This is a genomic window from Stenotrophomonas maltophilia group sp. Smal12, assembly GCF_037079935.1.
Lineage (GTDB): Bacteria > Pseudomonadota > Gammaproteobacteria > Xanthomonadales > Xanthomonadaceae > Stenotrophomonas > Stenotrophomonas sepilia.
This window is the reverse complement of sequence record NZ_JBAWUK010000041.1, coordinates 1-18,487: the sequence shown is the minus strand read 5'-3', so window position 1 is coordinate 18,487 and position 18,487 is coordinate 1. Positions and strand designations below refer to the sequence as shown.

The 18,487-nt window shown below is 67.1% G+C and carries 19 protein-coding genes; 11 read left to right on the top strand and 8 right to left on the bottom strand.

Annotated elements, in window-relative coordinates; translation table 11 throughout:
* Nucleotides 1-16: 16 nt before the first annotated feature.
* The gene (locus WDC87_RS16465) at nucleotides 17-1,273 is read right to left on the bottom strand and encodes a 6-phosphofructokinase (protein ID WP_072168430.1); all 1,257 of its coding nucleotides are present in this window, start codon (nucleotides 1,271-1,273) and stop codon (nucleotides 17-19) included.
* Between the two features lie 136 nt (nucleotides 1,274-1,409).
* Here WDC87_RS16465 and WDC87_RS16460 point away from each other — a divergent pair, with 136 nt between their 5' ends.
* The 3 genes from WDC87_RS16460 to WDC87_RS16450 all read left to right on the top strand — a co-directional run bounded on the left by WDC87_RS16460 (nucleotide 1,410) and on the right by WDC87_RS16450 (nucleotide 4,241).
* Nucleotides 1,410-1,973, top strand: coding sequence for an adenylate kinase (locus WDC87_RS16460; RefSeq protein WP_005419045.1), 564 nt, complete (start codon nucleotides 1,410-1,412; stop codon nucleotides 1,971-1,973).
* A 328-nt stretch (nucleotides 1,974-2,301) separates the two neighbouring features.
* On the top strand, nucleotides 2,302-3,666 hold the full coding sequence (gene mpl, locus WDC87_RS16455; RefSeq protein ID WP_252744296.1) for a UDP-N-acetylmuramate:L-alanyl-gamma-D-glutamyl-meso-diaminopimelate ligase: 1,365 nt from the start codon (nucleotides 2,302-2,304) through the stop codon (nucleotides 3,664-3,666).
* Entirely contained in the window at nucleotides 3,663-4,241 is a 579-nt protein-coding gene (locus WDC87_RS16450; RefSeq protein ID WP_252744297.1) for an LON peptidase substrate-binding domain-containing protein, read from the top strand. Before mpl ends, WDC87_RS16450 begins: the two co-directional genes overlap by 4 nt.
* A 132-nt stretch (nucleotides 4,242-4,373) precedes the next feature.
* Here WDC87_RS16450 and WDC87_RS16445 read toward each other — a convergent pair whose 3' ends face one another.
* Nucleotides 4,374-6,371 carry a bifunctional DedA family/phosphatase PAP2 family protein gene (locus WDC87_RS16445; protein ID WP_111008266.1) on the bottom strand — a complete coding sequence of 666 codons (1,998 nt, stop codon included), beginning with the start codon at nucleotides 6,369-6,371 and terminating at the stop codon, nucleotides 4,374-4,376.
* 85 nt (nucleotides 6,372-6,456) lie between these two features.
* On the opposite strand from WDC87_RS16445, the gene WDC87_RS16440 reads away from it, so the two are divergent.
* Both WDC87_RS16440 and WDC87_RS16435 read left to right on the top strand, forming a co-directional pair.
* The gene (locus WDC87_RS16440) at nucleotides 6,457-7,119 is read left to right on the top strand and encodes a serine/threonine-protein kinase (RefSeq protein WP_049413709.1); all 663 of its coding nucleotides are present in this window, start codon (nucleotides 6,457-6,459) and stop codon (nucleotides 7,117-7,119) included.
* Nucleotides 7,116-7,622, top strand: a complete 507-nt coding sequence (locus WDC87_RS16435; RefSeq protein WP_111200504.1) for a DUF2867 domain-containing protein — start codon at nucleotides 7,116-7,118, stop codon at nucleotides 7,620-7,622. The genes WDC87_RS16440 and WDC87_RS16435 overlap by 4 nt, the downstream gene beginning before the upstream one ends.
* A gap of 80 nt (nucleotides 7,623-7,702) precedes the next feature.
* Here WDC87_RS16435 and WDC87_RS16430 read toward each other — a convergent pair whose 3' ends face one another.
* Entirely contained in the window at nucleotides 7,703-8,386 is a 684-nt protein-coding gene (locus tag WDC87_RS16430) for a hypothetical protein (RefSeq protein ID WP_072168435.1), read from the bottom strand.
* Between the two features lie 108 nt (nucleotides 8,387-8,494).
* Here WDC87_RS16430 and WDC87_RS16425 point away from each other — a divergent pair, with 108 nt between their 5' ends.
* The 3 genes from WDC87_RS16425 to WDC87_RS16415 all read left to right on the top strand — a co-directional run bounded on the left by WDC87_RS16425 (nucleotide 8,495) and on the right by WDC87_RS16415 (nucleotide 11,499).
* Nucleotides 8,495-9,313, top strand: a complete 819-nt coding sequence (locus WDC87_RS16425; RefSeq protein ID WP_252744298.1) for an NAD(P)-dependent oxidoreductase — start codon at nucleotides 8,495-8,497, stop codon at nucleotides 9,311-9,313.
* Between the two features lie 91 nt (nucleotides 9,314-9,404).
* Nucleotides 9,405-10,397 carry a YiiG family protein gene (locus WDC87_RS16420; protein ID WP_088497618.1) on the top strand — a complete coding sequence of 331 codons (993 nt, stop codon included), beginning with the start codon at nucleotides 9,405-9,407 and terminating at the stop codon, nucleotides 10,395-10,397.
* Nucleotides 10,398-10,557: 160 nt separating this feature from the next.
* The gene (locus WDC87_RS16415) at nucleotides 10,558-11,499 is read left to right on the top strand and encodes a YiiG family protein (RefSeq protein WP_252744299.1); all 942 of its coding nucleotides are present in this window, start codon (nucleotides 10,558-10,560) and stop codon (nucleotides 11,497-11,499) included.
* Nucleotides 11,500-11,601: 102 nt separating this feature from the next.
* Here the strand turns inward: WDC87_RS16415 and WDC87_RS16410 are convergent, their stop codons facing one another.
* The gene (locus WDC87_RS16410; protein WP_069139259.1) at nucleotides 11,602-12,474 is read right to left on the bottom strand and encodes an ion transporter; all 873 of its coding nucleotides are present in this window, start codon (nucleotides 12,472-12,474) and stop codon (nucleotides 11,602-11,604) included.
* 63 nt (nucleotides 12,475-12,537) lie between these two features.
* Here WDC87_RS16410 and WDC87_RS16405 point away from each other — a divergent pair, with 63 nt between their 5' ends.
* Nucleotides 12,538-13,764 (top strand): acetylornithine transaminase, encoded by a 1,227-nt coding sequence (locus WDC87_RS16405; RefSeq protein WP_072168439.1) that lies wholly within the window; start codon nucleotides 12,538-12,540, stop codon nucleotides 13,762-13,764.
* A 51-nt stretch (nucleotides 13,765-13,815) separates the two neighbouring features.
* Here WDC87_RS16405 and WDC87_RS16400 read toward each other — a convergent pair whose 3' ends face one another.
* Nucleotides 13,816-14,418 carry an HAD-IA family hydrolase gene (locus tag WDC87_RS16400; protein ID WP_188240639.1) on the bottom strand — a complete coding sequence of 201 codons (603 nt, stop codon included), beginning with the start codon at nucleotides 14,416-14,418 and terminating at the stop codon, nucleotides 13,816-13,818.
* Between the two features lie 123 nt (nucleotides 14,419-14,541).
* Between WDC87_RS16400 and azu the strand changes: the two genes are divergently transcribed.
* The gene (gene azu, locus WDC87_RS16395; RefSeq protein ID WP_088497615.1) at nucleotides 14,542-14,991 is read left to right on the top strand and encodes an azurin; all 450 of its coding nucleotides are present in this window, start codon (nucleotides 14,542-14,544) and stop codon (nucleotides 14,989-14,991) included.
* 72 nt (nucleotides 14,992-15,063) lie between these two features.
* Here azu and hemL read toward each other — a convergent pair whose 3' ends face one another.
* Both hemL and thiE read right to left on the bottom strand, forming a co-directional pair.
* On the bottom strand, nucleotides 15,064-16,353 hold the full coding sequence (gene hemL, locus WDC87_RS16390) for a glutamate-1-semialdehyde 2,1-aminomutase (RefSeq protein WP_252744300.1): 1,290 nt from the start codon (nucleotides 16,351-16,353) through the stop codon (nucleotides 15,064-15,066).
* Nucleotides 16,354-16,371: 18 nt separating this feature from the next.
* Nucleotides 16,372-16,998 (bottom strand): thiamine phosphate synthase, encoded by a 627-nt coding sequence (gene thiE / locus WDC87_RS16385; RefSeq protein ID WP_072168443.1) that lies wholly within the window; start codon nucleotides 16,996-16,998, stop codon nucleotides 16,372-16,374.
* Between the two features lie 34 nt (nucleotides 16,999-17,032).
* Here thiE and WDC87_RS16380 point away from each other — a divergent pair, with 34 nt between their 5' ends.
* The gene (locus WDC87_RS16380; protein WP_014038358.1) at nucleotides 17,033-17,257 is read left to right on the top strand and encodes a rubredoxin; all 225 of its coding nucleotides are present in this window, start codon (nucleotides 17,033-17,035) and stop codon (nucleotides 17,255-17,257) included.
* Between the two features lie 40 nt (nucleotides 17,258-17,297).
* Here WDC87_RS16380 and WDC87_RS16375 read toward each other — a convergent pair whose 3' ends face one another.
* On the bottom strand, nucleotides 17,298-18,143 hold the full coding sequence (locus WDC87_RS16375; RefSeq protein WP_252744301.1) for a SirB1 family protein: 846 nt from the start codon (nucleotides 18,141-18,143) through the stop codon (nucleotides 17,298-17,300).
* Nucleotides 18,144-18,487 lie beyond the last annotated feature (344 nt).

Sequence of the window (18,487 nt, the reverse complement as noted above, 5' to 3'; positions counted from 1 at the left end):
CGTCCCCTTTTTCAGGTCAGCCTTCGAAGGCCGGCAGTTTCTGCTTCACCGACACGTTCTTCAGGGTGACGTACTTCGGCAGGCCATCGGTGCCATAGGGAAGCGGTGCTTCGCCCTTGATCAGTGGTGACAGGTAGGCGCGTGCCCTGGCCGTGATGCCGAAGCCATCGCGGCGGATGAAACCAGCCGGCATCTTCTTCTCGTGATTGGCGATCTTCGACAGCGGCGCGGCTTCGATCTTCCAGCGATACGGTGAATCGCTGCTGCGCACGATCACCGGCATCACGCCATTCTGACCCTTCAGGGCCAGCTGCACCGCGGCCTTGCCCACCGCCTGCGCCTGCTCCCAGTCGGTCCTGCTGGCCAGGTGGCGGGCCGAGCGCTGCAGGTAATCGGGCAGTGCCCAGTGCACCTTCAGGCCCAGCTGATCCTTGACCCGGCCGGCCAGGTGCGCCGCCACGCCGCCGAGCTGCGAATGACCGAACGAGTCCTTGCCACCGCCGGCATCGGCAACGAAGCGGCCATCGGCGGTGGCAATGCCTTCCGACGCCACCACCACGCAGTAGCCGACGCGCTCGACCACGGCTTTCACCTTGGCCAGGAACGTGGCCTCGTCGTAGGCGCGCTCAGGCAGCAGGATGATGTGCGGCGCTTCGTCATCACCGTTGCCGGCCAGGCCGGCGGCGGCGGCCAGCCAGCCAGCGTGGCGACCCATCGCTTCGTAGATGAAGACACGGGTGGAGGTTTCGGCCATCGCCGCCACGTCCAGTGCCGCCTCGCGGACCGAGACCGCGGTGTACTTGGCCGCTGATCCGAAGCCGGGGCAGGTATCGGTAACGGCAAGGTCGTTGTCGATGGTCTTGGGCACGCCGATACAGGTCAGGTCGTAGCCGGAGGCCTTGGCCAGCTGCGAGACCTTCAGTGCGGTGTCGGCCGAGTCGTTGCCGCCGTTGTAGAGGAACCAGCGCACGTCGTGGGCCTGCAGCACCTCCAGCAGGCGGTCATAGCGGGCGCGGTCGGCGTCCAGCGATTTCAGCTTGACCCGGCACGAGCCGAAGGCGCCGCCCGGGGTATGGGCGAGGGCGCGGATCGCGGCGGCACTCTCCCTGCTGGTGTCGATCAGCTCCTCGCGCAGCGCGCCGAGGATGCCGTTGCGGGCGGCCAGGACCTTGATGCCCTTGGCCCGGGCCTGCTCGATCACCGCTGCCGCCGTGGCATTGATGACGGCGGTGACACCGCCGGACTGGGCATAAAGGAGAGTACCGTTGCGCATGCTTCTACCTGCTCGGGGGAGGGGACATTGCAGGGACATTACCCGGATGCGGTAAAGTGGCGCTATTGCGGTGCAGCGATACCGGACCGTCCGGGACGCGAACCTTCTTTGTTTTCAACACGTTGGAGTCAGGTCAATGCGATTGGTTCTGTTGGGACCGCCCGGTTCGGGCAAGGGGACACAGGCGACGCGCCTGAAGGAAAAGCTGGGGATCGCCCACATTTCGACCGGTGACATGCTGCGCGCGGAAATCGCCGCCGGCACCGAGCTGGGCAAGCAGGCCAAGACGGTGATGGATGCCGGCAACCTGGTGTCGGACGACATCCTGCTGGGCATGCTGGAGTCGCGCCTGACCCAGGCCGATGTCGCCAAGGGCTTCATCCTTGATGGTTATCCGCGCAACGTGGCCCAGGCCAATGCGATGGACGGCCTGCTGGCCAAGATCGGCCAGCCGCTGGACGCGGTGGTACAGCTGGATGTGCCCACCGAGCTGCTGGTCGACCGCATTGCCGGTCGTGCCAAGGAGCAGGGCCGCGCCGATGACAACCCGGAAGCGGTGCGCCAGCGCCTGCAGGTCTACAACGACCAGACCGCCCCGGTGGTCGATTTCTACGCCGGCCGTGGCACCCTGGCCCGCGTCGATGGCGTCGGTGAGCTGGACGAGATCGAAGCCCGCATCCTGGCAGCGATCAAGGCCTGATCCGGCGGGGCCGGCACGCGTCCGGTCCTTCCGGCGCAAAAAGCACAGGCCTGGTCCGCGAGGATCAGGCCTGTGTCGTTTGATAGGCGCCAGCGAAGGGCTTGCTCAGGGCCCCGCAGCATCAGCTCCCTTGGGGATGGCCTCTTGGGGAGTAGGACCGGTTCGGGTACTGCGGCTGGCAGTTCGAATTGTGTCCGGGTTCACAGAACATCGCTATCGGGAATTCCCTGACAGTTGATTGGAGTTTTCTCACATCCCGTGTAGGGGTTGTCTTACCCGATAGCGGACATTGGCCCTATACAGCCGTCATCGGTCACAATCCTCGGTCATGAGCAGCGTACATATCCTTGCAATTGCCGGCACCTTCATGGGCGGCGTGGCCGCCCTGGCGCGGGAACTTGGGCATTCCGTCAGCGGCAGCGACCAGGCCATCTATCCGCCGATGTCGACCCAGCTCGAACAGCTGGGCATCACCCTGGACCAGGGCTACCGCGCCGACAGCGTGCCCGCCGGCACCGACGAGGTAGTGATCGGCAACGCGCTGTCGCGCGGCAATGCCGCCGTGGAAGCCGTGCTCGATGCCGGCCAGCGCTATATCTCCGGCGCGCAGTGGCTGTCCGAGCAGGTGCTGCCGGGCCGCGACACGCTGGCCGTGGCCGGTACCCACGGCAAGACCACCACCACCACCATCCTCACCTGGCTGCTGGAAAGTGCAGGCCGCTCGCCGGGCTTCCTGATCGGTGGTGTCGCCGAGGATTTCGGTGTCTCCGCCCGCGTGGGCCGGGGCCGCGAGTTCGTGGTCGAGGCCGATGAGTACGACACGGCCTTCTTCGACAAGCGCAGCAAGTTCGTGCACTACCGGCCGCTGGTGGCCATCCTCAACAACCTTGAATACGACCACGCCGACATCTTCCCGGACGTGGCCGCGATCCAGCGCCAGTTCCACCATCTGGTGCGTACCGTACCCGCACGTGGCCGGCTGATCGTCAACGGCGAGGATCAGTACCTGGCCGAAGTGCTGGCGATGGGCTGCTGGACCCCGGTCGAGCGCTTCGGCTTCGATCCGGCGCTGGAATGGCATGCCGAGCTGCTGGCTGCCGACGGCAGCGCGTTCCGCGTGCATCATCGTGGGCAGGCGCTGGGTGATGTGCAGTGGTCGCTGCTGGGCCGCCACAACGTGCTCAATGGACTGGCTGCGCTGGCCGCCGCGCATGCAGTGGGCGTGGCACCTGCCCAGGTTATTCCAGCGCTGGTGCGCTTCCGCAGCGTCAAGCGCCGCATGGAAGTGATCGGCAGCCATGACGGCATCACCGTCTACGACGATTTCGCCCACCATCCGACTGCGATCGCCACCACGCTGGAGGGCCTGCGTTCCAAGGTGGGTGATGCGCGCATCGTGGTCGCGATGGAGCCGCGCAGCAACTCGATGCGGCTGGGCGCACATGCGCAGGCGCTGGCTCCCTCGCTGGCGCTGGCCGATGAAGTGGTGTTCCTGCATCGCCCGGAACTGGCCTGGGATGCTGCGGCGGTGATCGCCGCGGTGCGTGGCCAAGCCCACGCGGTGCCCGATACCGACGCATTGCTGGCGCAGCTGCAGGCCAGCGCGCGCAGCGGTGACCACGTGGTATTCATGTCCAACGGTGGCTTCGACGGCGCGCCGCGCCGCTTCCTCGCCGCGCTGCACGCCCGATGAGCGGCGACGGCTCGCTGCCGCTGCTCCCGCTGCACACCGCGCTGGTACCGGGTGCAGCGGTGGGCCTGCGCGTGTTCGAGCGGCGCTATCTGGACCTTGTCCGCGACAGCGGCCGCAGTGGTGAGGGATTTGGCGTCTGCCTGATCCTCGAGGGCGAGGAGGTCGGCGCACCGGCGACACCGGCCGCCTTTGGCGTGCAGGTACGCATCGAAGACTTCGATGTCGGCGCCGACGGCGTGCTGCAGCTGCGCCTGCGCGGCACCCGTCGCTTCCATGTCGAGCGCACCCGCGTGCGCGACAACGGCCTGGTGGTGGCTGATGTGCGCTGGTGCGAGGAAGACCCCGATGACGAACTGCGGCCGCAGCATGCACTGCTGGCCACGGTGCTGGGGCACATCATCGAGCAGGCCGGCGAGGCCTATGCGCCGGCAAATCCGGCGCTGCTGGACCAGGCCAGCTGGGTCGGCTGGCGGCTGGCCGAGCTGCTGCCGCTGAGCGAGCAGCAGCGGTTGCAGCTGCTGCAGCTGGATGACCCGCACCAGCGTCTGCAGCAGCTGCTGGGCTGGATGCCGTAGACGCCATCCTCGGGTGGGTGTGCACCTTGGGGCACACGCTGGGGTATCCGTGGAATCCGCATCCACGCATGGCGTGGATCTACTGTAGAGCCGAGCCTATGCTCGGCTTGTTGGATCGCGCACCGGTACCGGTCAGGGCGTTGTAGTCTTCAGCCGCAGCACCGGCAACCCGGTTTCGCTGTGCACGTCCTCGCGCTGCGGCAGCTCCTGCACGGCGTCCTTCACGGCATTCAATGCCGGGTCGACGCCACGCAGCGGGTGCCACATGCCGATCCACTCGAAATGGCGTTCGTAGCGCAGGGTCTGTGCACTGCCCAGCCACAGCGGCGTGTTGCCCGGCTGCAACTGCGCAGGGGCCGGCCACAGGCGCAGTACGTAGCGCTCATCACGGTGTGTACCCGGGCGTACCATCAACAGCGCTTCCACGCGGGTTTCCAGCGTCGCCGGCAGCACCGGCAGTTCATCGGCGCCGGTGTTCTTGTCCAGCATCAGCAGCGCCTGCTGCCAGCCGGCCTGCTCCTGCCGCTTCCAGCCGCGCGCTTCCAGTTGCGCCTGCAGCGGTGCCAGCGGACCGGCCACCTGCACGTCCAACGGCCAGCGCTGGTCGTCATCGAACTCGTTGCGGCGCGCCGGCAGTGTCGCCCAGTCGTGCTGCCACCAGGCCTGCGTGTCCATTGCCTGCGGGGCCGGCAAGGTCGGCTCGAAGCGTTCCAGCTTCACCGGGATGTTGCGCGGTGCGTACCACATCGCGGCGACGGCGAACACGCCGTAGAACAGCCATGCCACCGGCTTCACCCAGAACGAGCGGTTGAAGCGGCGGCGGTAGGCGATGCCCAGCACCAGCAGCCAGAACGTGCCGAACAGCATGCCGCCGATCACATCGCTCAGCCAATGCGCGCCCAGGTACAGGCGCGAGAAGCCGATCAGGCTGACCACGATGCCCGATACCAGGTACGGCCAGACGCGGGTACGGCCGGGCATCTCGCGGGCGATCAGCACCGCGAAGAAGCCGAAGGTGATGGTGGCCATCGTCACCGACACCGACGGGAAGCCGAAGCCACTGCTGGCATCGACCGGGCGCACCACATCCACGGTGGCGCCCAGCAGCATGGTCAGTGCCAGGCCGAAGGCGAGGGCGGCCAGCCAGTGCGCGGCCGCCATCCAGCGCCGGCGCCAGACCAGGTAGCCCATCGCCGCCGCAGTGGCCGGCAGCAGTACCTGCCAGGCGCCCAGTGAGGCCAGCGCGGCCATCGGGTAGTCGGCCAACGGATTGCGCAGCGCCAGCATGGCCTGGTGCACCAGCAGGTCGATCGCCAGCGGCTCGCCATGCGCAACCACCACGGTCAGCAGCGCGAACCAGCCCCAGCCCAGCACCAGCAGCATCAGCGCCAGCATCGCCAGCGGCACCGACTCGCGCCGCTTCGGGTCCAGCACACCGACGGTGTAGCGGCCCAGCGTCGGATGGCGGTTGGACCAGTCAAGCAGGCGTGCCAGCCAGTTGTCCATGCGCGCGGCCGACCAGCGGTAGCCGTACAGCACGATGGCCCAGACCAGGCCGAGGATCACCGCCAGCAGGCCGACCACCACCACCAGCCTACCGGCTACTGCGGCCACCGCGTCATAGGCCTCGCCAAGAATCCAGCCCGGGGCCAGGAACAGTACCGCCCATGAAATGCTGGCGATACCACTGGCCTGTACATAGCGGCTGGCGGGCATCTTCATCATGCCCGCGATGGCGGGCACGAACGGCCGGATCGCGCCGACGTAGCGTGCCACCAGAATGCTCTTGAACGCGTTGCGGCGGAACAGGTTCTCGCCGCGGTCGAGCAGTTGCGGGTAACGGCTGAACGGCCACACGCCACGCAGGCGGTCGCCCCAGCGGCGCCCGATCCAGTAACTGATGCCATCGCCGGCGAATGCGCCCAGTGCGGCCGCCGCCACCGCGTACGGTCCGGAGATCTGGCCCAGGCCGATGAACACGCCCACCGCAAACAGCAGCGGCAGCGCCGGCACGATGGCGCCCAGAATGATCACCGCATCGCAGAAGGCGATGAGGAAGATAACGGCACCCGCCAGCACGGGGTGAGCGGCAATCCACGCAAGCGTGGCGTCGATCCATGAAGAGTCCATTGCCCGATTATAGGGGCGTGAAGGTGACTGGTTCCCAGCCGCTTGGTGACCGTTTGCAACCGGCGCCATCGCCTAGAATGGGCCCATGCCGCATACGCCAGACACGCCACCACATGCTTTGAAGGCCGACAGCTTCGGTCGCATCCTCCGTGTGGAAGGGCCTGCCGGCCCCTTCGTACGCCGTGACCTGGGCGCCACGCCGCTGTGGTTGCGCCTGCCGGCCTGGTGGCTGGCCCGCCGCGAAGCGCGCGCGCTGCGCCATATCCATGGCATGGCCGACGTGCCGCAGCTGCTGGCGTGGAATGGACATCATCTCGACCGCAGTTTCATGGCCGGCGACGCCATGTACCAGCGCCCACCGCGTGGCGACCTGGCCTGGTTCCGCGCCGCGCGTCGGCTGCTGCAGCAGCTGCATCGGCGCGGCGTGGCCCACAACGACCTGGCCAAGGAAGCCAACTGGCTGGTGACCGAAGACGGCCGCCCGGCATTGATCGACTTCCAGCTGGCAGTGATCGGCAACCCGCGCTCGCGCTGGATGCGCCTGCTGGCCCGCGAGGACCTGCGCCACCTGCTCAAGCACAAGCGCATGTACTGCCGTGAGTCGCTCACCCCAGTGGAAAAGCGCGTGCTCAAGCGCACCTCGTGGGTGCGCGAACTGTGGTTCGCCACGGGCAAGCCGGTCTACCGCTTCGTTACCCGTCGCATCCTGCATTGGGAAGACAACGAGGGGCAGGGGCCCAAGCCGTGAGTCCACTGCAGGTAGTGACCGGCCCACCGAGTGCGGGCAGCGTCCTGCGCCCACAGCTGGCCGGTGCCGACTTCGTGCACGCCTGCCAGGCAACAACCCATCGTGATGGGCGCTCGGCCTTGCAGGCCTATCGCGATATGGCCGCGACCATTCCCGGCTGGTTCGATGGGCTGATGGCGCTGCGCAATCGCGGCATGCGCCTGCTCGGCATGAAGCACCTGGGCTCGTTGCGCGCGGTGCAGGATGTTGCGGATCCTCAACCCGGGCAGCGGTTGGGCATCTTCACCCTGCAGTCGCTCAGCGACGATGCCATCGTGCTGGAAGACGACGACCGCCACCTGCGTGTGCAGCTGGCCCTGCAGTGGCAGGGCGACGTGCTGGAGGTGGTGACGGTGGTGCATACGCACAACGCGTTCGGCCGCGTGTACATGCTGCCGGTTGCGCCGGTGCATCAGCTGATCGTGCCGCATCTGCTGAGGAAGCAGGTGCAGGTGTACCGGTAGATCCACGCGATGCGTGGATGCGCAGGGGAGAACCGTATTGTAGAGCCGAGCATGGCTCGGCTCTACAGAGGCTTGTGATCTTACGGCGTTGCCGGCACTACCTGCTGGCCGATGAAGTTGCGCTTGGCGTCGAAGTCGTAGGCGATCTGCAGCTGGCCGACATCCGGGCAGGCGTGGCAGTCACGCAGCGGCGTGCGGTACAGCAGGCGGATGCCGCCGTTCTCCAGCGGCGTGGCCCCGGCCGACCGCGCCGGCGCGAACGGCGTGGCCTGCGGGTGGTCCTTCAGCAGGGCCTGCACGGCGGGGTCGGCACGCAGGGTGTCGTCCAGCTGCACGGCATCCACATCGATGCGCTTGCCGGTGGCGTCGACCAGGCGGGTACCCTCGTTGGTGTTGGCGCGGAACGGATACTCGACCGTGGCAATGCCCAGGCCTTCGTTCTCATGCCAGGCCGTCACGTAGGCCAGCTCGCCGCCGGTGGACAACTGTTCGGCGGCAGCAATGGCATCGGCGCTTGCGCCACCAGCGCGCATCGCATCGCGCAGGCACTCACGCGTGGCCGCATTCTCGCCCTGGCGGCAGGCGTTGAGGTCGCCATCCCACACCACTGCATCGCTCCAGCGCAGCTTGCCGTCCGCGGCGGCTTTTTCTGCGCTGGGCGTGTCACCGGCCGACGGTTCCTTGCCGGGTTCGGGCGAACGGCCCTGGCAGGCAGTCAGCAGGGCAAGCCCCAGGGCAGGCAGCAACAGGCGGGAACGGCGCATGGCGTGAACCTCGTGCGTTGACTGGAGGCGCCAGTATCGTCAAGGCCGGGTGAACTCCACGTCGGCGCGGCATACTAGCGGCTCATTGCATACGCTGGAGTGTGGAACGTGGGCAGTCTGCAGGGCAAAACGCTTTTCATCACGGGTGCCTCGCGTGGCATCGGCCTGGCCATCGCACTGGGCGCTGCGCGTGACGGGGCCAACGTGGCCATTGCGGCCAAGTCGGCGGTGCCGAATCCGAAGCTGCCGGGCACCATCCACAGCGCGGCCGAGGCCGTTACCGCCGCCGGTGGCCAAGGGCTGGCGCTGAAGTGCGATATCCGCGAGGAAGAGCAGGTGCAGGCCGCGGTTGCGGCCACGGTCGACACCTTTGGGGGCATCGACATCCTGATCAACAACGCCAGCGCGATCTGGCTGCGTGGCACGCTGGATACGCCGATGAAACGCTTCGACCTGATGCAGCAGGTCAATTCGCGCGGCAGTTTCCTGTGCGCGCAGGCCTGCCTGCCGTACCTGCTGCAGGCGCCGAATCCGCACATCCTGACCCTGGCGCCGCCGCCGAGCCTGGAACCAAAGTGGTGGGGCGCGCATACCGGCTACACGCTGGCGAAGATGGGCATGAGCTTCGTCACGCTCGGCCTGGCCGCGGAATTCGGCCCGCAGGGGGTGGCGGTGAACGCGCTATGGCCGCGCACGGTGATCGCCACCGATGCAATCAACATGATTCCGGGCGTGGATGCAGCGGGCTGCCGTACGCCGCAGATCATGGCCGACGCCGCGCATGCGGTGCTGGTGCGTGAAGCGGCAGGCTTCCACGGCCAGTTCCTGATCGACGATGAAGTGCTGGCACAGGCCGGCGTCAGCGATCTGTCCGGCTATGCCGTGGACCCGTCGCGGTCGTTGTTGCCGGATCTGTTCCTGGACTGAGTGCTTCGTTGCGCAGGGCCGAGGGCTGCGGCCCTCGGCCTGCTGCGCTAGAATGCAGGGCTGTAATCGTTTTCAACAGGGATGTGAACACATGTCACGTACGCTTTCCGTCGCGGCGCTGGCCGCTTCGCTGTCGCTTGTCCTGGCCGCCTGCGGTGGCAAGGGCCCTGCAACCGCTGGCGACGCCGGCACCTCGGGCAAGCCGGAGGCCAACACGGTGCCGTCCGACGCACAGCAGCAGTTGACGGCGAAGCTCAACGCCTACATCGGCTGCTTCAACGCGCTTGATTCGAAGACGCACGACAGTCTCCAGTCCTATACGCGCTGGATCAAGGACGTCGAGACCGGCCCGACCGGGCGCGAGACACAGGTGTACGGCCCGTTCGAGATCAGCGATTACGACATGAAGCAGTGCGATGGCCCGGTGACCGAGGCGATGGCTGCCAAGCCGGCGCTGGCCGAACTCGATGCTGCTGCCAGCCATTATCAGCAGGCGCTGAAGGCGCTGGTGCCGATCAGCAAGGAGGCGCACGACTACTACGATCGCCAGGACTACGAAGACGACCAGTTTGCCAAGGGCAAGCAACTGCACGCGCCCTTGATGGCCGCATTCAAGGACTTCGTGGCTGCCAGCGAAACGTTCAACGCCGAGCTGGAGCGCCAGAATGACGCTGCCCAGCGCGAGCAGCTCAAGGTATTGGAACAGGCCGAGGGGCGAACGCGCGAGTACTACCGTCTGGCGATGATGCTGGAAGCCAAAGCGATCGTGGAGCTGATGAGCGACGACGACTTTGATCCGGCCCAAGCCCGTGAACGACTCGACGCCTTCAACCGTATTTCCGACGAGGCGCATGCCAAGGTGGCCGATCAGGAGCCGGGCAAGCTGGACTGGAACAGCTTCGAGCGCGAAGCCGAGAACTTCCGTCGGGAAGGCAAGGAGCGGCTGCAGCGGGTCAGCAGCAAGACGCCCTACAGCGATTTCGAACGGCGCATGCTGGATTCGCCCTCGATGGCGCCACGCGGCTCGGCCAACAAGCTGATGCAGGAATACAACTCGCTGGTTTTCCAGAGCAACCGCCAGTAAGCGGGAAGCTCAACGCTTCATTTTTGTCGCGATTGAGCAGGTTGATTGCGGCATGACACGCCCTGCAGCCCCGAATGCCAGCACCTTGCCGAGGTGCTGGAGCGCGCGCTCGCGCCATGCATGACGATGCCTGCAGTTTTCACTTGTGCAAGGAACTGATTTGCATGCATCCACACGCCTGATTCCTGTTCTCCTGCTTGGCGTGCTGGCCGGCTGCAACAACCCGGCCGGGCTGGCAGTCGCCGATCCCGGCTTGGAGAAGGTCAACGCCTACATCCAGTGCTACAACGGCGTCGAACAGCCCATCCACGAAGGCTTCCAGACTTACACCGGCTGGATGAAGGATCCTGAGGCGGGTCCGACCGGCAAGGAAGCACAGCCGCGCTCACCGGGCAAGGTGCTTTCGCACCGCGTGGAATACTGCGGCCAGCCGTTGAGCGAGGCGCTGGCAAAGGCCCCGGCGACGTCGCTGGATGCGGCCGCGCGGCAGTACCAGCAGGCGTTCCTGGCGCTGAACACCCTGATCGAGCGCGCCGATGGCTATTTCACCCGCGAGGACTATCGTCGCGACGGTGGTGAAGGGATGCGCAGCCAGCATGCCCCGCTGATGCAGGCCTATGCTGATTTCTTCAAGGCCAGCGAGGCGATGGATGCGGCACTGGAAAAGAACGAGAACGATCGCCGCGCCGTCCAGCTGAAGCAGATCGAGGAAAGCGAAGGCCGCTCGCTGGCGTACTACCATCTGCGCCTTGTCGGCGATGGCAAGCAGCTGGCAATGACGTTCCAGGGCGAGGCACCGGACGTTGCGGTGTTGCGCGGCCAGCTGGCCGACTTTCAGGCGCTGGTGACGGAAATCCAGAACGGTGGTGTCGGCAAGGACGACCCGATGTGGGGCCATGTGCAGCGCTCGGCCGACAAGCTGGTGCGTACAGCCGGGCGCGGAGTCGAGCGCCTGGAACAGGGCAAGCCGATCACCGCCGATGCGCTGGCTGCCGAGCGCAAGGCGTCGGGCAGCTGGCTCACCACCGACCCTGAAGGCGCACAGTCGACGATTCTGGATGCCTACAACGACCTGGTAACCACCAGCAACCGCATGCGTTGAGGGCGATCCACGCGGGGCGTGGATCTGCTCACGGTAGCGCCGGGCCATGCCCGGCGCGCACCCTGTTGGTCCGGTAGTGCCGGCCGCGGGCCGGCATGTGCCTCAATGGCTGAACGCATCCGGCAGCTGGCCACCACACTTGCGGCAGTGGCGCGCATCCGGTTCATGCCCCTCCAGCCCGCAATGCGGGCAGCCGCGGGCATCGCGGCGCGCGGCCAGTTCGGCTTCGCGCATGGTGCTGGCCAGTTCGGCGGTGTAGATGCCGGTGGGCACGGCGATGATGCTGTAGCCGATCAGGATCAGCACCGAGGTGACGAAGCGGCCAAGCACGGTCTGCGGCACGATGTCGCCGAAGCCGACCGTGGCCATGGTCACCACCGCCCAGTACATGCTGGCCGGGATATTCGTGAAGCCGTGTTCGGGGCCCTCGATCACGTACATCAGCGCGCCGGCGATGATGGTGATGGTGATCACCGTGAACAGGAACACCAGCACCTTGCGCCGGCTGCGCCACAGCGACGTCATCAGGACGCCGCTTTCCTCGATGTAGCGGGTCAGCTTGAGGATGCGGAACACGCGCAGGATGCGCAGCGCACGCACCACCAGCAGGCTCTGCGCGCCCGGGATGAACATCGACAGGTAGGCGGGCAGGATCGACAGCAGGTCGATGATGCCCCAGATGCTCACCGCGTAGCGCAGCGGGCGCTTGACCACCGCCAGGCGCAGCAGGTACTCGGCGGTGAAGATGATGGTGAAGCCCCATTCCAGGATGTACAGGCCGGTGGACCACTCGGCATGCAGGTGCTGCACGCTGTCGATCATCACCACCAGGATGCTGGCGACGATCGCCACCACCAGGATCAGGTCGAAGTTGCGCGAGGGCCGCGAGTCATGGCGGTAGATGATGTCGAACCACCGACGGCGCCAGCCGGTCTCGGTGGCGGGGTTGAGCTGGGGGGCGGAAAACGGTCGCATGGGCGCATTGTGCAGCAGGGGCTCCGGCGCGAGAATGGGCGTTCCTGAACCCTGCCGACTGCCATGACCACCGCGACCGATCCGCTGATCTCCCTTTCGCACTATTACCTGCCGGTCTACAAGCCCCGCCAGGTGGTACTGGAGCGAGGGCAGGGCGCCCGCGTGTGGGATAGCCAGGGGCGTGAGTTCATCGACCTGGCTGCGGGTATCGCCGTGTGCGGCCTGGGCCACAACGATCCGGACCTGGTGGCCGCGCTGGTCGAGCAGGCCGGCAAGCTCTGGCACACCAGCAATGTGTTCTACAGCGCACCGCCGCTGCATCTGGCCGAGGAGCTGGTGAAGGCCAGCCGCTTCGCCGAGCGCGTGTTCCTGTGCAATTCCGGCGCCGAAGCCAACGAAGTGGCGATCAAGATGGTCCGCAAGTGGGCCTCCAGCCAGGGTCGTCCCGCCGACAAGCGGGTGATCATCACTTTCCGTGGCAGCTTCCACGGCCGCACGATGGGCGCGGTGACCGCTACCGCCCAGCCGAAGTACCAGGAAGGCTACGAGCCGCTGCCTGGCGGCTTCCGCTACATCGATTTCAACGATGAGGTGCAGCTGGAAACCGCGATGGCCGCCGGCGACGTGGCGGCGGTGATGCTGGAGCCCATCCAGGGCGAGGGCGGCGTGATGCCGGCCAAGTCCGGTTTCCTCAAGCGCGTGCGTGAACTGTGCGACCAGCACAACGCACTGCTGGTGCTGGACGAGATCCAGGCCGGCATGGGCCGTACCGGCACGCTGTTCGCGCACTGGCAGGATGATGTGGTGCCGGACATGGTCACCCTGGCCAAGGCACTCGGTGGCGGCTTCCCGATCGGCGCGATGCTGGCCGGCCCGAAGGTGGCCGAGACCATGCAGTTCGGCGCGCACGGCACCACCTTCGGCGGCAACCCGCTGGCTGCTGCGGTGGCCCGCGTGGCGCTGCGCAAGCTGGCCTCGGCAGAGATCGCCGCCAATGTCAGCCGCCAGTCGAAGGCGCTGCGCGATGGCTTTGCCCGCATCAACGACGAGTTCGGTGTGTTCAGCCAAGTGCGCGGCCGCGGCCTGATGCTGGGCGCGGTGCTGGGCAAGGACTTCGCCGGCCAGGCCGGGGCGATCCTCGACCATGCCGCCGAGCACGGCCTGCTGACCCTGCAGGCCGGCCCGGACGTGCTGCGCTTCGTGCCGTCGTTGAACATCACCGACGAAGAAGTGGCCGAAGGCCTCAAGCGCCTGCGCGCAGCGATTGCGGCGTTCATCGCCGCGCGCTGAAGCCGGCAGAGGCATCTGTAGAGCCGAGCCTACGCTCGGCTCCACAGTGGTTCACGCAATCTGGTAACGCTTCAACACCTTGCCCAAACCACGGCCATCGCGCACGGTTTCCGCGTGCAGGCCGGCGGCGCGTGCACCGCGCACATTGGCGAACAGGTCATCGACGAACAGCGTGCGCGAAGGCGCCACGCCGAGGGCCTCAAGCGTGCGCAGGAAGACCTCCGGTGCGGGTTTGCGCAGGCCGAAATCGGCGCTGCAGAACACGCGTCCCTGCAGCGCAGGGAACAGTTCCGGCAGCAGGGTGGGCAGCGCCTGCACCATCAGCGCGCCATTGTTGGTCAGTACCGCCAGCGGCAGCTGCAGAACCTGCAGCCGCTGCAGCACCGCGTGCTGCGGATGGCTGGCCGCTTGGCGTGCGGCGATCCAGCTGGGTACATCGATGGTCCTGCCCAGGCACTCCCCCAGCTGCGCCAGATAGGCCGGGCCATCCAGCGTGCCGTTGTCATGCGCCGCTTCCAGTCCGCTGTCGAACAGCGCCGCCTGCACTGCGGCGGGGGTAACATCCAGCGCCTGCGCCAGGTGCAGCACGCGCTGCGCGCGCTGGTACTGCACCAGCACGCCATCCACATCCAGCAGCAACAGGTCGATCCGCATCGGTCGAGCATGCCATTGCAGTGAGTGCGCGGGAAACCCTGGAGTAGGCATGCGACAGACGGTCGCAGACGCGGCCGCAGGGGCCTGCCTAGAATGGTGCTTGAATCCGCAGGAGAGGCAACGATGAAGGCTTGGTGGGTGGCAGTGGGACTGGGCGCGCTGATGCTGGCGCCGTCGGCGATGGCGCGGGTGTGTGCGGTGAGCATCGACAGCACCGACCAGATGAGCTTCAGCACTCGCGAGATCAAGCTTGCCGCCGACTGCACTGCCGTGGACCTGACCCTGCGCCATACCGGCAAGCTCGCCGCTACCGCGATGGGCCACAACTGGGTGCTGACCCGCACGGCCGATTACCAGCCGGTGGCGATGGCGGGCATGCGCATGACCCTGGCCGACAGCTACCTGCCGAAGGCCGACAAGCGCGTGCTGGCGCACACCAAGGTGATCGGCGGTGGCGAGATCACGCGCGTGCGTTTCTCTACCCAGGGCCTGCAGAAGGGCGGCGACTACACCTTCTTCTGCTCGTTCCCCGGCCACTTCGCGATGATGAAGGGCAAGTTCGTCTTCGGTTGAAAAAAAGGGGACGGAGGGGATTAAGTCGTATATGCACAAACGACTTAATCCCCTCCGTCCCCTTTTTTGCGATCAGCCCTTGGCGGCCTTGAATGCCGCGCGTGCAGCGGCGAGGGTGGCCTCGATCACGGCATCATCGTGCGCGCTGGACAGGAAACCGGCCTCGTACGCCGACGGCGCCAGGAACACGCCCTGCTCCAGCATCGCGTGGAAGAAGCGGTTGAACGCTGGGATGTCACAGGCGGTGGCCTGCGCATAGGTCTCCACCTTCTCACTGGTGAAGAACAGCCCGAACATCGCACCCACGCGGTTGGTGGTCACCGCCACGCCGGCTTCGGCGGCGGCCGCTTCCAGGCCGGCGCACAGGCGTGCAGTGCGCTCGGCCAGGTCGGCGTGGAAGCCCGGCTGCTGGATCAGCTCCAGCATCGTCAGGCCAGCGGCCATCGCCACCGGGTTGCCGCTCAGCGTGCCGGCCTGGTAGATCGGGCCGGCCGGGGCGATCTGCTGCATCAGCTCGCGGCGCCCGCCGTAGGCGCCCACCGGCATGCCGCCGCCGATGATCTTGCCGAAGGTGGTCAGGTCCGGGGTGATGCCGTAGTGCGCCTGCGCACCGCCGAGGGCAACGCGGAAGCCGGTCATCACTTCGTCGAAGATCAGCAGCGCGCCGTGGTTCGTGCACAGTTCGCGCAGGTGCTGCAGGTAGCCCTCGCGCGGCGGGATGCAGTTGGCGTTGCCGACCACCGGTTCGATGATCAGGCCGGCGATGTCATCGCCCTGCTGCTCGAACAGCGCAGTGGCCGCTTCGAAGTCGTTGTAGGGCAGGGTCAGGGTCAGTTCGCTCAGCCCGGCCGGGACGCCCGGCGAGGTCGGCACGCCCAGGGTCAGCATGCCGCTGCCGGCCTTGACCAGGAACGAGTCGCCGTGGCCGTGGTAGCAGCCTTCGAACTTGACGATGCGGTTGCGGCCGGTGGCGCCACGCGCCAGGCGGATCGCCGACAGGGTGGCCTCGGTGCCGGAGTTGACCATGCGCACCATCTCGCACGACGGCACCAGGCGGGTGATGGTCTCGGCCATGGTGACTTCAGCCGCGCATGGCGCGCCGAACGACAGGCCGTTGTCGATCGCCTTCTTCACCGCCTGGCGTACCGCCGGGTGGTTGTGGCCGACGATCATCGGGCCCCAGGAGCCGACGTAGTCGATGTAGCGGTTGCCGTCGACGTCGTACAGGTAGGCGCCGTCGGCGCGCTCGACGAAGAACGGTTCGCCGCCGACCGACTTGAACGCGCGCACCGGCGAATTGACGCCGCCCGGCAACAGCTGCTGGGCGCGGGAGAACAGGGCGTGGGACTGGTCGTGGTTCATGGGGGAATATCCTGGGCGTTACGCGAACTGGGCGAGGAAGGCGCGCTGGGTCGCGACCGGGTCTTCGGCGGCGAACACGCTGCTGACCACGGCGACCAGATCGGCGCCGGCGTCGATGATGGGACCGACATTGTCCGGCGTCAGGCCACCAATCGCCACCCGCGGCACGCCCAGTGCGGCGCTTTGCCGCAGCAGGTCGGTATGGGCGCGGCTGGTGGTGATCTTGGTGGTGGTCGGGAAAAACGCGCCGAAGGCCACGTAGCTGGCGCCGGCGGCGACGGCCCTCTCGGCATTGGCCAGCTGGTCATAGCAGGAGGCGCCGATGATGGCCTCGGGGCCGAGCAGGGCGCGCGCGCTGGGGATGTCGCCGTCGGTACCGCCCAGGTGCACGCCCGCCGCGCCCACGGCCTTGGCCAGCGCCGGGTCGTCGTTGACGATCAGCGGCACGCCGTGGTCTGCGCACAGTGCCTGCAGCGCGGTGGCCTGTTCCCGCCGCAGCGCGTCGCTTGCGGTCTTGTTGCGGTACTGCAGCCAAGTGGCGCCCGTGGCCAGCAGCGGCGCGGTGCGGGCCAGCAGGCGTGCGGTATCGGGCTCGTCCGGGGTGATCAGGTAGACGCCGCGGGGCGCCGGGGAAGCAGAAGTCATCGATGGCTACCGGTGAGTGGACCGCGATGGGACAATGGCGGCCCGTGAATCCAGTCCTGATTATCCGATGAGCGATGCCACCCCCACCACCTTGCGCACCTGGATGTGCGTGGTCTGCGGCTTCCTGTACAGCGAAGCGGAAGGCTTGCCGGAGGAAGGCATCGCGCCAGGGACGCGCTGGGAGGACATTCCCGAGACCTGGACCTGCCCGGATTGCGGGGTGACCAAGGCTGATTTCGAGATGGTCGAGGTCGATTGATGAGGGTAGGTGTGGACTGCCGGTCCACACACCGACTCCCTCAATGCAGCCGCGGCATCGGCCCGCCGAGGTCGATCAGCTTCTCGCGCAGCCACTGCGCATCGCTGGCTTCCGGGTTGCGCTTCAGGTAGTGGCCCAGATCGTGCCGGGCACCGGCCAGGTACTCCAGCTGCAGGTAGGCCAGGCCGCGGTCGCGCAGCGCATCGTCCTGCTCCGGGGCCAGCTTCAGCAGGCGGTCGGCACTGCGCGCGGCGCGGTCCCACTCGCCGGCTTCGGCATACACGCCGTGCAGGTTGCGCAGCATGCGCATCAGGATCGCGCGCGCGGGCGCCGGGTCGAGGATCTGCGCCAGCACCTGGTCGTCGGGCATCTGCCCGCCCAGGTGTGACTTGGCCCGCTCGCGCAGTTCGTCCACGTCCAGCGGTCGGCCACCGTTGAACGGGTCCATCACCAGCACGCCGTCGTCCACCGGCAGGCGCACCAGGAAGTGGCCGGGGAAGGACACGCCATCGAGCGGAATACCCAGCCGGCGCGCGACTTCCATCTGGACCAGCGCCAGCGAGATCGGATTGCCCAAGCGGCGCTCGAATACCTGGTTGAGGTAGCTGTTGCGCGGGTCGTAGTACTCGTCGTGGTCGCCGCTGTAGCCCAGCTCGTCGAACAGGTGGCGGTTGATCGCCGCCATCTTCAGCGGGCTGTTGTCGATGCTCTCCACTTCCGAGCGGAGGTGCTCGACATGGCTCTGGATCAGCGCGTCGTAGGTGGACGGCTGCAGATCGGGGTATTCATCGCGCGCGATCAGCAGCGCGGTCGGCAACAGTGGCAGCGCCTCGTCTTCGAGGTCGGCCAGGGCATCCCAGTCGGGGAGTGTGATCCGGTCCTGCATGGCCACAGACTGGCGTCATTCGCAGGCGGTTTCAAGCGGTATCGCGTGAAAAGTTCAGGGGTCAGATGCCTTTCGCGAGCGAATGGGATCTGACCCCTGCAGGGTTGCCGGCCACCGGCCGGCACTAACGGCCGTGCCCGCCGCTGGCCCGCCGCATAGTTTACATCTGTCTTTTATAAACAAATGACGCTGGCGACCAATATAGAGGTGTAGATCTCGGTGGTCGCCGTATCATTAAAAAACCGGGGGGGGGGGGGGGGGGGGGGGGGGGGGGGGGGGGGGGGGGGGGGGGGGGGGGGGGGGGGGGGGGGGGGGGGGGGGGGGGGGGGGGGGGGGGGGGGGGG